The following is a 15,252-nucleotide window of genomic DNA, read 5'->3' as shown; positions in this document are numbered from 1 at the left end:
GTGCGTGCCCGGGACGGCGGCGGCGCGGCCCGTGCCGGGGAGATCCCCGTTTCGTATACCCCGGCCCTCATCATGGACCGGTGATCAGTGTCCTTTTCGCCGTGCTCACCGCGCTCAGTAACGGCGCCGCTTCCGTGTTCCAGCGCCGTGCCGCCGCGAAGGTGCCCGACGACGAGGCGATGCACGTATCCCTCTTCGGGCACCTGATCCGCCAGCGGGTGTGGCTGGCCGGGGTCGGCCTGGTGATCGTCGCGGCCGTCTGCCAGGCCGTCGCGCTGGCCACCGGGCCTATCGCCGTGGTGCAGCCGATCTTCGTCATCGAACTGCCCGCGACCCTGCTGCTCGCCGGTCACCTCCTGCGCGTACGGCTGCCCCACACCATCTGGTACGGCGTGGCGGCCGTCACCGTGGGCCTCGCCCTCGGAATGGCCACGGCGGCTCCGGGCGGCGGTGACGAGACCGTGGACGGGCTGCGGTGGATCCCGGCGCTGATCCTCACCGGGATCTTCGAGGTGGTCCTGATCGGCGTGGCCCTCAAGACGCGCGGCAACCCCCGGGGGGCCCTACTCGGACTGGCCGCCGCCTGCGGCTACGCCCTGACCGCCGCACTCATGAAGGACGCCATGGCGCGGCTCGGCGATGCCGGCGGATGGGTCGAACTCCTCAAGGCCTGGCAGCTCTACGGAACGGCCGCGGCCGGCGTGGGCGCGCTCTTCCTGCTGCAGAACGCCCTCCAGGCGGGCACCCTGGTCGCCGTCCAGCCGATGCTCACCCTCGGCGACGCGCTCATCAGCATCCTGTACGGAGTGACCCTGTTCGGCGAGACCCTGCGGACCGGCTGGTGGCTGGTGCCGGAACTGGCCGCGCTCGGCCTGGTCGGCCTGGGCTGCGTCGAGCTGGCCCGGTCACCGCTGGCCTCTGGCAGCACCGGCCCGCCGTCCCGAGTGAAGTGAACGGCGGGCCGTACCGTTGCGCGTTACTCGGTGCACTCCACCTTGATGGCCGCCGCGGCGTTGTGCGCGTTCTCGCGTGCCGACGAACTCCAGTCGTCGCCGCGGTCGTGCAGCTTGACGCTCAGCACGCCCGAGTTGATCCGGTACGAGGGGGCCGCGATCCACTCGCCGCGGTGGCTCACCTGCGTGATCGTGAAATGGCCGAGCTGAGTGTCGCCCGCGGTGCTCGTGCCGTCGTGGACGGTGTAATACGTGGGCTGGCTGCCGACGTGTCCGACGTTGCTGTCGTTCGGTATGTAGACGCTGACCTTGCAACTGCCGGACTTCACGTCACCGGTCCGGAAGTTCCACACCGCGCTGTTGTCACTGTCGCTGGAGTCACCCGACATGGGAATCGAGCGGTACCAGCCCTCGCAGCCGCCTGAGGCGTACGAGCCGTCGTGGGTGGTCCAGCCCTTCTGGTCGTCGGTGTACTTGCCGCGTTCGGTGTAGGTGACAGAACTGTTGGAGCAGTGCATTCCGCCGATCGCGGAGTAGAGCACCTTGGGTGAGGACGGCGCCTTTTCCGGCGTGTTGGCGGCGCCGCTGCCCGACGAGGAGTCCGTCTTCGTGTCGATCTTCCCCTTGCCCGTGGAGGAGTCCGATCCGGTCGTGCTCTTCGAGGAATGTCCGTCCGTCTTGGTGCTCCCGGGGCCGCCGGCGGTGTCCGCCGACGCGGCTTCGTGGATGGGCGGAGCGTTCACGCCGCCCACCGGGCCGGATGTGCCCGGGCCCTTCGAGCCGCTCTTGCCCAGCGGCGCCTTGGAGGAGTCGGACTGCGGTACGTAGCCGTCCGCCCCGGCGCCGGGATCGGTGTATCCGGCGGCGGCGTTTCCGGTGTTGTGCTTGGGGCCGTCCCCGCCGGTGAACGAGGCGACGACGAACGGGAGGGAAAGCAGCACCACGCTTCCAGTCGCGGCAGCCGCGACCATCGGCCGGGAGACCTTTCCGGGTGTCGAATCATCGTCCTCCGCACTGGTGCCCCCGGGGCCGTTCCCACCTGCGGCGCTCAGGGCGGCGGTGGACTCGGTGGAGGTACGGGTACGGGTACGGCTCCGGGTGAGGGTGCCCAGTACGGAGGTGAGCGCCGGTATCCCCCGGGAGGTTGTGGCCGCGGCGGTCGCGGTGGCGGGTTCGGTGGCGGGGGTGGCCGTGGTTTCCGGCGCCGTGGTGGGCGTGGCCGTGGCTTCTTCCGGAGCCGCTGCCGGAGCAGGTTCCGCAGCCGGCGCGGCCTTCTCGGCCTGCGCGGATTTCTCGGCTGTCGGCGGGGCGGTCTTCTCGGCGGCCCCGGGCTCGGGCGCCGGGTCGCGTACTGGGAGGTGGGCCTGAGCGTCGGGGTGGGCGCGGGCCGGAGCGTGGGAGTGTGTGCCGGGCCCGTCGGCGGGCCGGAGTGCTGGGTGTGGAGCGGGGCGGCCGGCGAGCTGTTCGGGGCATGGGACGAGTCGGTCTGCCGGCGGGCGGCGGACGGCTCCGTCGTTCCGTCGAAGTGTGAGCCGTTCCGGTGCAGGTGTACGGAGAGCGGCGCACCGCCCCCCGGCGGCGGCCGGAACCGGTCCGACCCGCCCGGATTCGTCTCCGACGGCGGGGTGTGCACGGTCAGATCCACGCCGAACGTCCCGGCCAGCAGCGGCAGGAAGCTCTTCGACCAGGGGGAGCCCACGCTGTGTTCCCACCCGGCGACGGCCGCCTTCACGCCCCCGGTACTGCTGCGGAATTCCTGCCTCGACCATGGCCTGCCCGTGCCGTTCGGACAGCAGCGTCCTGACGGACTCCAGGCTGTTGCGGGTGAACCGCAGATTGCGCAGGGTGCCCATGAGCTGTGCCCGGTGCGCGTCGGGCCCGCTCGGCGCCGACACCGGGACGACCCCGAGTTTCTTATCCGTCCGTCAACCCACAGGTAATTCAACCCAGTCTCCTTGGACCAGGAAGGCCCTGCCCTCTTGAGCACCGTCACGTTCAGGCGCCCGCCGCGCCGGCCGGGCCCGCAGCTGCCGCAGGGCGAGCTGACCCTCCAGGAACCACCCGCGCTGCCCGAGTCCCAGAGCGCCATGAGCGGGGTCATCACCTATCTGCCCATGGCACTCAGCTCGCTCGGCATGGTACTGATCTTCATCAGACCCGGCGAGAGCAGCGGCATCCTCATGTGGGTCGCCATCGGGATGATGCTGCTGTCCGCGGTCGGTATGCTGATCAGCCAGTTCATCCGCGCGGCCGGGGACCGCAAGCGCCGGCTGCGCGGCGAACGACGTGACTACCTGCGCTACCTCGCCACCAGCCGCCGCCGTATCCGCAAGGCCATCGACGAGCAGCGGCGTGCCGATGCCTGGCACCACCCCGAGCCCGGCTCACTCGTCTCACTGGTGCGCGGCGGGCGGCTCTGGGAGCGCCGCACCACCCATGAGGACTTCGCCGAGATCCGGGTCGCCACCGGCACCCGTCAGCTCGCGCTCACCCTCAATCCGCTCTCCACCAAGCCCGTCGAAGACCTCGAACCGCTCTGCGCACACGCGCTGCGCCGCTTCATCCGGGCGTACTCGACGGTGCCGGGGCAGCCGATCGCGGTACGGATGCGCTCCTTCGCCCGGGTGGTCCTGCTGTCCGCCGGCAAAGCGGGTGAGGAAGCCCATGGCGCGGACCGGACCGCGACGGCCGAGCGGAACCTGGAGACCGCCCGCGGCGCCGCCCGCGCCATGGTCGGACAGCTCGCCGTCCTGCACGCCCCGGAGGATCTCGCCGTCGTGGTCGTCGCCGACGGCGGTGCGATCCCGGACTGGGAGTGGGTGAAGTGGCTCCCGCACGCCCAGCACCCGTCCGACACCGACGGCGCCGGCTCCTCCCGCCTCGTCGCCGAAGCCGTATCCGAACTGGAGCCGCTGCTGGGCGAGGAGTTCGGCGGGCGCCCGGCGTTCGAGCCGGGCGCCGAACCGAGCCGTGACGAGCCGTACACCGTCATCGTCCTGGACACCGCCTCGGTCCCCGCCGGGGCGCGCATCGCCGGAGCCGGGTACCGCAACGCCCTGGTCATCGACGTCCGCGGGGCCCTCGACGGCGCATCCGCACGTGGCACACTCCGCTTCCGCGTCACCCGCGACGACCTGTCGATGGTCACCACCGACCCGGACGGCAAGACCGTTGAGACGTCCGTGGGCCGCCCCGAGACCCTCGGCCCGCGCGCCGCGCGCGCACTGGCGGCGGCCGTGGCCCCGTACCGGCTGGGCGCCACCGCCCGCTCCGAGCAGCCGCTCCAGGAGGACATGGAGCTGACCGGTCTGCTCGGCATCCACGATCTGCACTCCGCCGACCTCGTACGGCTGCACGAGCGGCGCGCCCCCGGCGACCGGCTGCGCGTACCGATCGGCCTGGCCGCCGACGGCAGCCAAGTGGCCCTGGACATCAAGGAGTCGGCGCAGGGCGGCATGGGCCCGCACGGCATGCTCATCGGCGCCACCGGCTCCGGGAAGTCCGAGCTGCTGCGTACCCTGGTGCTCGGCCTCGCGCTCACCCACTCGTCCGAGACGCTCAACTTCGTACTCGTCGACTTCAAGGGCGGCGCGACCTTCCTCGGCCTCGAGCGGCTGCCGCACACCTCAGCCGTCATCACCAACCTCGCCGACGAGACCGCGCTGGTGGACCGGATGCGCGACGCCCTGCACGGCGAACTGATGCGCCGCCAGGAACTCCTGCGCAAGGCGGGCAACTACGCCTCGCTCCTTGAGTACGAGAAGGCCCGCGAAGGCGGCGCCGACCTCGCGCCGCTCCCCACGCTGTTCGTGGTGGTCGACGAGTTCAGTGAACTCCGCGCCGCCCACCGGGACTTCCTCGACCTCTTCGTCGTGATCGGACGGCTCGGCCGGAGCCTCGGCGTGCATCTGCTGCTCGCCTCGCAGCGGCTCGACGAAGGCCGTATCCACCAGCTGGAGTCGCATCTCTCCTACCGGGTGGGGCTGCGGACGTTCTCCGCGATGGAGAGCCGTGGCGTGCTCGGTGTCCCGGACGCGTACGAGCTGCCGCCGCAGCCGGGCAGCGGCCTGCTGAAGAACGACGTCGGCACGCTCACCCGGTTCAAGGCCGCCTTCGTCTCCGGGCCCTACCGGGTCGTCCGCCCCGCGGTACGCCAGGCGGTCGTCGCCGGACAGGTCGTGCCGTTCCAGGCGGGCTGGGTCCCGCCACGGCAACTGCCGCAGAGCGAACTTGAGCCGGGCGGCGCGGCCGCCGAGACGGCTGCGGCCGATGAGGCCACCGGCAGCCTGCTCACCATCGCCGTCGAGCAGCTGGAGAAGTCCGGCCCGCACGCCCACCAGGTGTGGCTGCCCCCGCTCGCCGAACCGCCCACACTCGACCTGCTGCTGCCCGCGCCCGGCTCTCCCGAAGCGCGACGCCCGCTCACCGTGCCGGTCGGCATCGTGGACCGGCCGTTCGACCAGCGGCGCGACGAGCTGACCGCCGATCTCTCCGGTGCGGGCGGGCACGTCGGTATCGCCGGTGGCCCGCAGAGCGGCAAGAGCACCCTCGTCCGTACGCTCATCACCGCGATCGCCCGCACCCACACCCCGCGCGAGGTGCAGTTCTACTGCCTGGACCTGGGGGGGGCGGCGGACTCTCCGCGCTCTCCGGACTCCCGCACGTCGGCGGCGTCACCGGCCGCCTCGACCCGGAGCGGCTGCTGCGCACGGTCGCCGAGATCACCGCGCTGATCGCCCGGCGCGAGCGCCAGTTCGCCGAGCACGGCCTGGGCTCCATGGCGGACTTCCGGCGCAAGCGCGCGGCCGGTGAGTTCGCCGACGACGCGTACGGCGACGTCTTCCTCGTCGTCGACGGCTGGAGCACGATCCTCCAGGACTTCATGGACCTGGTGCCGACCTTCACCCTCATCGCGTCCCGCGGGCTCAACTTCGGCGTCCACCTGATCATCGCCGCGACCCGCTGGGGCGAGATCGGCAGCGCCCTGCGCGACCAGCTCGGCACCCGCTTCGAGCTGCGGCTCGGTGACCCGGTCGACTCCGCGATCAACATGCGTGCCGCGGCGACCGTGCCGAAGATCCCCGGCCGCGGGCTCACAGACGAGCGGCTGCACTTCCTGGCCGCGCTGCCCCGTATCGACGGAGACCCCTCGGCCGAGACCCTCTCGGACGGAGTGGACGCGCTGGTCCGCGAGACGGCCGCCGGGTGGGACGGGCCCAAGGCACCGCCGGTACGGATGCTGCCGCTCGCCCTGCCCGCGTCCGAACTGCCCGGACCGGACGGTGACCTGCGCGTCCCGATCGGCCTCCGGGACGTCCAACTGGACCCCTTCCGGCACGACTTCGAGGAGAACCCGCACCTGGTCGTGGTCGGCGACGCCGAGTCCGGCAAGACCAACCTGCTGGCGCTGATCTGCGCGGCGGTCACCCGGCGGTACGAGCCCGGCGAGGCCCGTGTCATGGTCACCGACTACCGCCGCCGCCTCGCGGGCGCCGTACCGGAGGCGCACCGCCTCGGGTACGCCGTCGGCCCGGCCCAGCTCCAGGAGATGGTCAGCGGCTCGGCGCGCGCCATTGCCGACCGGGTGCCGGGCCCGGAGATCTCACCGGAGCGGCTGGCGAAGCGCGACTGGTGGAAGGGGCTGCGGCTGTTCGTCGTCATCGACGACTACGAGCTGATCGGCAGCGGCGGACCCGACCCGTTCGCCCCGCTGCTGCCGTATCTCGCACAGGGCGCCGAGGTGGGGCTGCACGTCATCGTGGCCCGCAGCGCCAACGGCGCGTCCCGCTCGATGATGACCGACCAGCTGCTGCGCCGCCTCATCGAGGCCAACACCCCGGTGCTCCAGCTGTCCTGCCCGCCCACCGAGGGGCAGATCATCACCGGCACGAAGCCGCGGCTGCTCCCGCCCGGACGCGGTCTGTACATCACGCGCCGCAGCACCGTGCAGGTGCAGACGGCGCTGCGCGACGAAGGGGTGGATCGGGAAGTGGCGAAGTAGAGGGCTGAGGGGCTCCGGGGCGTACGGCTCCGGAGCCCGTGGTGACAGGTAACGGCTGATGTTGTGCCCAGACGCGTGCGATGCGCGGCCGCACAGCCCTCCGGGGCGCAGGCCGTGCTGGAATACAGGGGGTGGTGGCCCCGGTTCCGACGGGGCCACCACTCTCTGTCCTGCCGGCCCGGCTCTGTCAGGCCGGTTCTGCCGGGGTCAGCGGTAGCAGGTGGTCACGAGGACGGTGTCACCCTCGTTGAGGACGGTCGGGGCGTGCGGCGAGAGCGAGACCACCGCGTCCTGCGGCTGCGGACAGTCGGCCTTCTTGACCCGGGTGAAGTTGGGCGTGAGGCGGAAGTGGACAAGGATCATCCTGGCCCGCGTCGAGGGCGCGCCGCCCAGGCTCTCCTTGGCGATGGTGCCGTCGCTGGTGCGGACGAGGAAGGTGGTGTTGTCGGCAGCGGCCGGTGCGGCCGGCTTCGAGGTGTGCGAGCTGCCGGCGACGCCCCCTACTGCCAGGGCGGTGCCGGCGCCGGCCACGACGAGGGCGGTGGCGATGCCCGCTATGGCCGTGGCCCGCTTGCGGCGGGCGCCGCGCGCGATCGCGGCCGTGTCGAAGTCCGGCGTCGCGGTGGTGTGTGCGAAGTCGTTCATGGCGTTCACCAGTTCCTGTTCGAAGGGTGTGCAGCCGAAAGGCTGTGAACCGTTTGAATTCATCAGATTCCTTCCGTGGGCTGCTGTGGTGAAGGGCTGGAGAGTGCGGGGAACTGGCCTCTGAGCTTGTCGATGCCACGAGCGAGCTGGGACCGCACGGTGCTCGGTGAGATCCTCAGGTCGGCGGCGATCTCGGCATCCGACAGATCGTGGAAGTACCGGAGTACCACGACCGTCCGCATACGCATCGGCAGACCCTGGAGGGCCCGCACCAACTGGTCCCTTGTGTCCACCTGCCCGTACTGGTCCCCGGAGGCGGCACGGTCGCCACCGTCCTGGTGCGGGACCGTGCGGCGGAATCTCCGCCACCGGTCGTTGGCCAGGTTCACCATGATCCGCCGCACATAGGCGTCCGGAGCGTCCTTGGCGGCGATGGTGCGCCACTTGCGGCAGGCCCGTTCCAGGGTCTCCTGGACCAGGTCCTCCGCTGTCTCGCGGTTTCCCGTCAAGACGAGGGCCCCGCGGAACAGTGCGGCCGACCGGGCGACGACGAAGCCATGGAAGTCGTTCTCGGCCTCCGACTCCGTCGGCCTGGGCTCGCTGTGTGCGGTACGGACACCGTGCTCGGTTGCCAGGTCCACATCCCCTCCCTTCCTGTCACCCCTCCTTGACGGGAAAGCCGTCTCATGTGCTGCACGCGCATCGTGAGACCTGGGTCACAGTGCCGTACGGGTCAGCTCGCCCCGCCCTGGCCGGCGCTGCCCATCGGGAAGACCTTGACGGGGGAGCCGGAGCCGTCGGTGACGGGCAGGCTGGCGCCGCCGGGCCATGCGAGGGAGAACGACTTCGTCTCGTCCGGCGGGGTCACCACAAGTCCGGTGACCTTGACGCCGGAGCCGCCCGTGTTGTTGAGCGGGTAACTGATGCCGAAGGACACCGACTCGCCGTTCTTGAGGACCATGGGGCTGGAACCCTGACCGCTGCGCTTGGCGGACAGATTCCCGTAGTTGGTCTTCAAATCGATGCCCGCGTATCCGGACAGGGCACAGTCCCGGCCGCCGCCGTTCTTGAACGTGACCGCGACCGATCCCTCCGTGTCGCCGCTGATGGTGCTGTCCGAGGCGGTGATGTCCATGTCGTCGGTGCGGCACTTGCCGGCCTTGGCGCCCGTGCCGGAGCCGGTCTTGGAATCCGTACCCTGCCCGCCCGTACCCTGTCCGCCGGAGCTCTTCCCGGCGGTGTCCTTCCCGCCCCCCTGCTCCGAACCGCCCGAGCCCGAATCGCCGGTCGAGGAAGCCGCGGAGGACTCGGAGGACGGTGACGAGCCGCCGCTCCGGGCCGCGCCGTTGTCACCGTTGCAGGCCGTGAGCGAGAGACCCGCAGCAACGGCCAGGGCGGCGAAGGTGAGGTTGCGAGCGAGCACCGTTTGTTCCTCAGTCTCGGTTGAGGTGCCGGCCGCTCGGTACGAGTCGGTACGAGTCGGTACGAGCGAGCGTTTCTGACCACCAGGACTGACCCGGCCCGGCTGACCGTTCCGCCGAACTGCTTTCTAAGACATCCCTGTTATACGTCGGACCGCGTCAACGCCCGGTGCCGACAGCAATCGATTCGATGACGCCCTGCCAGACCCTGCGATATCCCTCGCGAAGCGGCCCACCGACGAGGTTGAGGATGTGCGAGGCCGCATCGATCAACGGCTCGGCGTCTCCCGACTCACACAGATGCAGGTGCCCTTCGAGCAGGGCAGCCCCATGCTCTGCGTCCGCCTCCAGAAGACGCCGTGGCAGCCACTTTCCGCCGCCGACCCACGCGCGGTGGTGGTCGAAGAGCAGGTCTGCGGCGGCGTTGACTACGAACCCGGCCACAGCCAGGCGCTCAATGGGCTCGTCGGCGTCGCCGAGATCGTCCAGAGCGTCAGTCAGCCCGTACCGCTTCGTCTCGACCGCCTCGGGCTCAAGCGCCGGCGGACCGTTGCGGAGATCCGCTTCGGCCAGCGCCCGGGACCGTCCGGCCGCTCCCTCTCTGTCGACCAGGACAAGACCGGAGGCATACATGCTCTGCAGGACCGCGCGACGTGCGGCGACATCCGCGGCGAAGAGATCGACGAGACCGGCCCGGGTGTGGATGAACAGCTCCACGACACGGCCCTCGAACCGGAGCGTCTCCCGACGGGTCTCGCCACCGTCCCCGATGTGCACCGCGATGTCCAGGTCGCTGCTGGCGGTGGCCCGCCCCACGGCCGTGGACCCCGCCAGGACCACGGCAAGCGCATCAGGGAAACGGTCACGCACGAGCCGTCGGGCCAGGTCAATCGGGTCCGGATCCATGCCCGTCAGGTTTTCACGAACCTCGGCCGGCAGCGACGGACTTTCCGCCCGGGGTCGCGCAGGGCAGCGAGAAGCCCCACCGCGCGGGGTGGGGCGACTCTGGATCGTACGTGTTAGAGATTGGCGGCGACCTCGACGCAGTTACCGCCGTTGTTGCTGTACGAGGACTTGTACCCACTGGGGGATGGGGTCGTCAAGGGGTGCCCGAGCCGTCCCTCATGGGGACCGGACGCTTCGTCAGGCGATCGTCGACACCAGCACCCGCGCGCCTATCGCGAAGATCACGGCTCCAAAGACACAGAAGGCGACCATGCCCCCGCCGCCGGAGTAGCCATCGATGGCCATCCGCTGCGGCTTGGCCGGGTCGTAGAAGACGGTGACGGGCGTGCCGGGGCGGAGGCTGGTCCTCCCGCTCTTTCCCTGCGAGGACCTGACCTCCATCATCCGGCCGTTTCCGGTCTGGTACTGCACCACCGGGTGGTAGCTCGTCCCGCCTTCACCGGAACTCCTGGCCAGCCTGACGACGGTGCCGTAGGCCCGGGCCCCGTGGTGCCGCAGCCAGCGTGCCTTGAACAGGATCGTGCCGCCCACGGCTCCGAAGAGCAGGCCGAATGCCATGACGGATATCGCACCCTGTTCCGGGCCCATGAACTCTCATCTCCTTCTCGGCTGCGTGCCACGCGGAATGGCCGGGGCCGTTCCGTGCCTCACCAAGAACAGACGCCGGACCGGAACGCATGGTTCTCCATGACCCCTCTGGCTGCTGCCAGTGGGAGGTCGAAGACGCCCGTACACCCAACGGTTCAGACGCCCGCGCGCCAGCCCCTACGCCGTGCGCGCGGGAGCACCACCGCGAAGAACGCCGTGAGGGCGACGAGCCCCGCCGCGCCGCCGGCCACCGCGACCGCGCCCGTGTGGGCGCTGTCCCCAATGCCGGCCGCGAGCTGCGGAGCGGGCCCGGGCCGTGCGGGGCTGGGTGCGGACTTGGGCAGTACGGCCGTCACCGCGCCCGCCGGGTCGACCGTCCCGGCGCCCGTCAGTGACCGGCTGCCCGCCGCCCCCGGGTACGCCGTCGACGTCAGCCGGTCCGTGAGCTGCTGGGCGGTCAGGCCGGGGCGGTAGCTGTCCACCAGCGCGGCCGTGCCCGCCACGAAACCGGGCGCCAGGTCGGCCCCGCTGCCGCTGAAGTTCCCGCTGCCGCCGGGGCCGATGCTCATGAGGCTGGTGCCGGGGGCCGCGATGTCGGGGGCCGTCGCGGGCGCGGCCTTCTGGTCGGGGCCACCCCCGGGAGCCAGCCCGGCCACGGCCAGCACGTCGGGCAGCGCTGCCGGATAGGCGGCCGGAGTCGGGGCCCCGGACGAGTCGGTGATCCCATACGCGGGGGCCACGACGAGCACGTTGTGCCGTACCGCGTCCCGTACCGCCGAGGTGAGCCACGCACTGCCGCGCGTCAGTGCGATCGGCACATCCACCACCCGCGCCCCACCGGCCACCGCCGCCTTGATTCCGGCAGCCACCTTGTCGGCGGTCGCCGTCCCGTCCGTGCCGGTCACCCGGACCGCCAGGATCCGTGCATCGGGCGCGACCCCCGCGGACCCGACACCGGATTTCTGCCCGGCCGCGACGATCCCCGCCACGAACGTGCCGTGCCCGGCACAGTCCTTGCCCGCGGTCCCGCCCGATACGACATCGGGGCCGGCCGTCACCCGCCCGGCCAGCGCGGGCGCCCCGTCGGCATCGACCCCGGTGTCGACCACGGCGACGGTCACCCCCGCGCCGCGTGCGGAGGGCCAGGCCCGGGAGGGCGCGATGTACCGCTGCGGCCAGGGCGTCAGGTCGGAGTGCTTCTTCGACGGCCGGACGCAGCCGCCCGCCGAGGGCGGCACGGACGAGACGGCGGGCAGCGTCGGGGAGTCGTCGGCCACGGCGGGAGCGGCCGCCCCGGCCACGGTGGCCGCGCCCCCGATCAGGGCGACGAGGGCCGCTGTGGCCGGGAGTTGAGCGAGACGGAGCGGTATACGCGTGATCCTATCGACCGGGCGGCGCGGCCGGTCCTGCGTTCTCCGGCCCTGGTCCTGCTCGGCCGCTTCGTTGTCGCCACCCGGCGGCCGACAGCCCAAAGGCGGCGTCTCACACCACCAGGTCCTCCGGCAGCAGCATCCGCAGTTCCTGCGGCCCCGCCTCCGGCATCGTGCTGAGCCGCCCCGCCTGCCGCGTCATCATCGACTCAAGCACCCGCCGCGCGAACCTCGCGTTGCCGAAGTTCTCGTCACGCGGCACCTCCTCGAAGTGCCGTCTGAGCCGCGCCACCGTCTCCGGCGCGCAGTCGTACCCGTCGCGTTCGCACTGGCGCCGCACGATCTCCACCAGATGTTCCGCCGAGTACGCGCCGAACGTCACCCGGCGCGAGAAGCGGGAGCCCAGACCGGGGTTGGAGCCGAGGAAGCGGTCCATCTCGCGCTCGTAACCCGCGACCACCACGGCCGTGTCGTCCCGGTGGTCCTCCATCAGCTTCACCAGTGTGTCGACCGCCTCCCGCCCGAAGTCGGCGCCGCCGCCCGCCGGCCCGCCCTGGGTGAGGGAGTACGCCTCATCGATGAACAGCACACCCCCATGGCCTGTTCGAAGACCTCGCTGGTCTTGATGACGGTGCCGCCGACCACCTTCGCGACCAGATCGGCGCGGGCCACCTCCACCAGATGCCCGGAGCGCAGCACACCGAGCGCCGCGAGGATGCTCCCGTACAACCGCGCCACGCTGGTCTTTCCGGTGCCGGGCGGGCCCGCGAACACCAGATGGCGGGCGGTGGCCGGGACCGGGAGACCCGCCTCGCGGCGCCGCCGGGCCAGCCGGTTGAGGTTGACCAGGGTGGCGACCTGCTCCTTGACGGCACGCAGCCCGACCAGTTCGTCCAGCCGGGCGAGCGGGCCGCGCGGATCTCCGGGGGCGGCTCCCGGGGCGTCGTCGTCCACTGTGGCGTCGGGCTCGCCGTTGTCCTCGCTGGTCAGCCGGTCGAGTACCAGTTCGCCCTCGCTGGGTGTACGGCGCACGCCCGCACCCTTGTTACCGGTGATCGTGCACCCCGAGGCGCGCACCCGCAGCCGGCTCGCGGTCCGCAGCCCGTCGCCGCCGCCCTCGGTCAGGATGCACTCGGTCGGCTCGGCCGTCGCGTCGGCCCCGACGCTCGCGCCGTGTCGTCCGGCCTTACGGACCCGGACCCGGACGGCCGTCAACTCGGCCTCGGAACCATCTACTTCAAGGCCGTCGCGGCCCGCCCCGTCGACCTCGCAGTCGACCAGCATGACGACGCCGCCTGCCAGAACCGACACCCCGGCCCGCGCGGCGGACCGTACGGCAGTGCCCTGCAGTGCGGGACGGGCGCCGTCGACCCGGACACCGCAGCCGCCGGCCGAGGTCACCGCGGACGCCTCGATCTTCCCGCGCGCACCGCCGCGCAGCTCGATGCCGTGCCCCCCGGTGTCCGACACCTCGATCCGCCGCAGCACCGGGTCGGCGCCCTCCGCGACGACGATTCCATGCCCGGCGGCACCCGTCACCGTGACCCGGTCGAGCCGCGCGACGCAGCCGCCGGTGAGCATGACGCCGTCGGCCGCGCCCCCGGTGACTTCCGTACGCAGCACGGTCGTTGACGACCCGTCCTGTACGAGCAGCCCGGCCGAACGGGCCCCGGTGATGCGGGCGTCGGTGACGGTGCCCCGGGAGCGCCCGGTGACGGCGATGCCGTGTCCGCCGGGGCGGTCGATCCGTATCCGGTTCAGCTCGGGGTCGGTCCCGCCGGAAAGGGTGACGCCGTGGGTCGTGGAGCCGGTGGCCGTGCAGTCGGTCAGTACGGTCTGCGCGGCCGTCGATATATGGAAGCCGATGACACAGTCGTCGACCCGTACGTCCGTGAACCGCGTCGTCGCGTTCTCCTCGACCGCCACCCCGGGCTTCACGGTCCGCTCCACCGTGACATCCGTGAAACTGCCGCGCGCCCGTCCGTTGGCCAGTACGCCGTTGCCTCGGGCGTCCCGGACCGTGCAGCCGCGCACCTCGGTGGCCGCGTCCTCGCCCAGCACGATCCCCGAACTGCCCAGCCGCTCCAGTACACAGTGCTCGACGACGCTGGTCCGCGACGACAGGTCGACGATGCCCGCGCCCGCCGGATTGCTCACGGTGGTGTCGCGGATATGGCGAGCGAACCCTGGTCCCTGGAGAGCAGCGCGGCCCAGGAGTTACCGAACACCTCGCACTCCTCCAAGGCGGCCTGACCGTGCGGCACGTCCACCACGGGCTCGTCCTCGTCGCCGCCCCCGCCGGCGACCAGCCGAAGCCCGGAGAGCTTCACGGCCTCGGCGAGCACCTGTACGGCGGTGCCGCTGCGCGGTGCGATCTCGACGGTGCCGCCCGGTTCGTGTGCCACGACGGTGACCAGCTTCGTGACGACCAGGTTCTCGTCGTACCGCCCCGCCCTGACGCTGATCACCGAGCCGCCGCGCGCCGCGTTCAGCGCCTCTCCGATGGTGCGGTGGTCGCCCGCGCCTGCCGGGTCCACGACGATCAGATGGCGCGCCACAGGGGCTCCCTCGTGCTCGGTACTCCGGTCGGCCGACGGCCGACCGACCGGGCACCATCATGCCAAGGGGCGGAGTGTGGTGATCTCCGCCCCGGGCGCCTTGGCCCGCTCGCCCCCTGTCACCGTCAACTACCCTTCTGACGGCTCAGATCGACGACTGAGGGAGCGCCATGACCACACGGCCGGACGATCCTCCAGCTCAGCGGGCGTGAGCACGCGGTCCGCCGGGCCCTGGACGCGTCGGCCTTCCGGGGCAGTGACCCGCAGCAGAAGTTCCTGCCGGTCATCGAGCGCAACGCCCGCGAGCTGATCGGCGCACTGCTCGGCGGGGCCGCTCCGGGGACCGTGGGCCTCGCGGAGGGGTTCGCCAGCCGCTTCCCCGTCAACGTCATCGCCGGCATGCTCGGCCTGGCTTCGCCAATCTCCTGGCTTCGGGCTCGGACCGCTGCCGTACGACTGAATGATCACAGCCGGGATGCCGAATCGGCCCCGGGCTGTGATGCTGGGTCCGGTACCGCTGTCCCTGTCCCCTTGCCCTGTTCTTGCCCTTGTTCCCGCCTCTCGTCCTGTTCCTTCTTCACAACTCGGCCGGGGCGGGCGGTGGTTCACGTCTGCTCACCGGCTGCTTCACCCAGCCAGGTGAATCAGGGCAAGCATGCACGTTTCTGCACCGCAGTGCTTCTTATGGTGTGTCACGTTGCCCCGGCCCTGGCCGGCCGGCCCGTTGCCGCCGACCGAACCGATGCCACA

General features: G+C 71.5%; 9 protein-coding genes and 5 pseudogenes. 3 read left to right on the top strand and 11 right to left on the bottom strand.

Going from position 1 to position 15,252, the window contains the following annotated elements; all coding sequences use genetic code 11:
* Positions 1-80 precede the first annotated feature (80 nt).
* Positions 81-953: a DMT family transporter gene (locus OG452_RS11860; RefSeq protein ID WP_327295591.1), complete on the top strand. Its 873-nt coding sequence runs from the start codon at positions 81-83 to the stop codon at positions 951-953.
* A 23-nt stretch (positions 954-976) separates the two neighbouring features.
* Here the strand turns inward: OG452_RS11860 and OG452_RS11855 are convergent, their stop codons facing one another.
* Positions 977-1,894, bottom strand: coding sequence for a hypothetical protein (locus tag OG452_RS11855; RefSeq protein ID WP_327295590.1), 918 nt, complete (start codon positions 1,892-1,894; stop codon positions 977-979).
* 1,038 nt (positions 1,895-2,932) lie between these two features.
* On the opposite strand from OG452_RS11855, the pseudogene eccCa reads away from it, so the two are divergent.
* Positions 2,933-6,954 (top strand): annotated as a pseudogene (gene eccCa, locus OG452_RS11850) (type VII secretion protein EccCa).
* Between the two features lie 207 nt (positions 6,955-7,161).
* On the opposite strand, the gene OG452_RS11845 reads toward eccCa, so the two are convergent.
* From OG452_RS11845 to OG452_RS11800, 10 genes and pseudogenes are all read right to left on the bottom strand, one after another.
* Positions 7,162-7,599, bottom strand: a complete 438-nt coding sequence (locus OG452_RS11845; RefSeq protein WP_327295589.1) for a hypothetical protein — start codon at positions 7,597-7,599, stop codon at positions 7,162-7,164.
* A 62-nt stretch (positions 7,600-7,661) separates the two neighbouring features.
* A complete protein-coding gene (locus tag OG452_RS11840) occupies positions 7,662-8,240 on the bottom strand; it encodes a SigE family RNA polymerase sigma factor (RefSeq protein WP_327295588.1) in 579 nt (192 codons plus the stop codon).
* 92 nt (positions 8,241-8,332) lie between these two features.
* On the bottom strand, positions 8,333-9,022 hold the full coding sequence (locus tag OG452_RS11835) for a DUF4232 domain-containing protein (protein ID WP_327295587.1): 690 nt from the start codon (positions 9,020-9,022) through the stop codon (positions 8,333-8,335).
* Positions 9,023-9,179: 157 nt separating this feature from the next.
* Positions 9,180-9,926, bottom strand: a complete 747-nt coding sequence (locus tag OG452_RS11830) for a nucleotidyltransferase domain-containing protein (protein ID WP_327295586.1) — start codon at positions 9,924-9,926, stop codon at positions 9,180-9,182.
* 116 nt (positions 9,927-10,042) lie between these two features.
* A pseudogene (locus OG452_RS11825) lies at positions 10,043-10,123 on the bottom strand (DUF397 domain-containing protein); the annotation flags it as partial.
* A 40-nt stretch (positions 10,124-10,163) separates the two neighbouring features.
* Complete coding sequence (locus OG452_RS11820; RefSeq protein WP_327295585.1) at positions 10,164-10,574, bottom strand: DUF3592 domain-containing protein; 411 nt, start codon at positions 10,572-10,574, stop codon at positions 10,164-10,166.
* A 155-nt stretch (positions 10,575-10,729) separates the two neighbouring features.
* The gene (locus OG452_RS11815) at positions 10,730-11,851 is read right to left on the bottom strand and encodes a S8 family serine peptidase (RefSeq protein WP_327295584.1); all 1,122 of its coding nucleotides are present in this window, start codon (positions 11,849-11,851) and stop codon (positions 10,730-10,732) included.
* Positions 11,852-12,056: 205 nt separating this feature from the next.
* Positions 12,057-13,228 (bottom strand): annotated as a pseudogene (locus tag OG452_RS35405) (AAA family ATPase).
* An 87-nt stretch (positions 13,229-13,315) separates the two neighbouring features.
* A pseudogene (locus OG452_RS35400) lies at positions 13,316-14,101 on the bottom strand (right-handed parallel beta-helix repeat-containing protein); the annotation flags it as partial.
* The gene (locus OG452_RS11800) at positions 14,098-14,502 is read right to left on the bottom strand and encodes a hypothetical protein (RefSeq protein ID WP_327295581.1); all 405 of its coding nucleotides are present in this window, start codon (positions 14,500-14,502) and stop codon (positions 14,098-14,100) included. The gene OG452_RS11800 and the pseudogene OG452_RS35400, both read right to left, overlap by 4 nt.
* A gap of 177 nt (positions 14,503-14,679) precedes the next feature.
* Here OG452_RS11800 and OG452_RS11795 point away from each other — a divergent pair.
* Positions 14,680-14,913: pseudogene (locus OG452_RS11795) on the top strand (cytochrome P450); the annotation flags it as partial.
* Positions 14,914-15,252 lie beyond the last annotated feature (339 nt).

The organism is Streptomyces sp. NBC_01197, from assembly GCF_036010505.1.
In the GTDB taxonomy this organism is placed as follows: Bacteria; Actinomycetota; Actinomycetes; order Streptomycetales; family Streptomycetaceae; genus Streptomyces.
The sequence above is the reverse complement of the archived record's forward strand: the minus strand, read 5'-3'. Positions and strand labels throughout refer to the sequence as shown.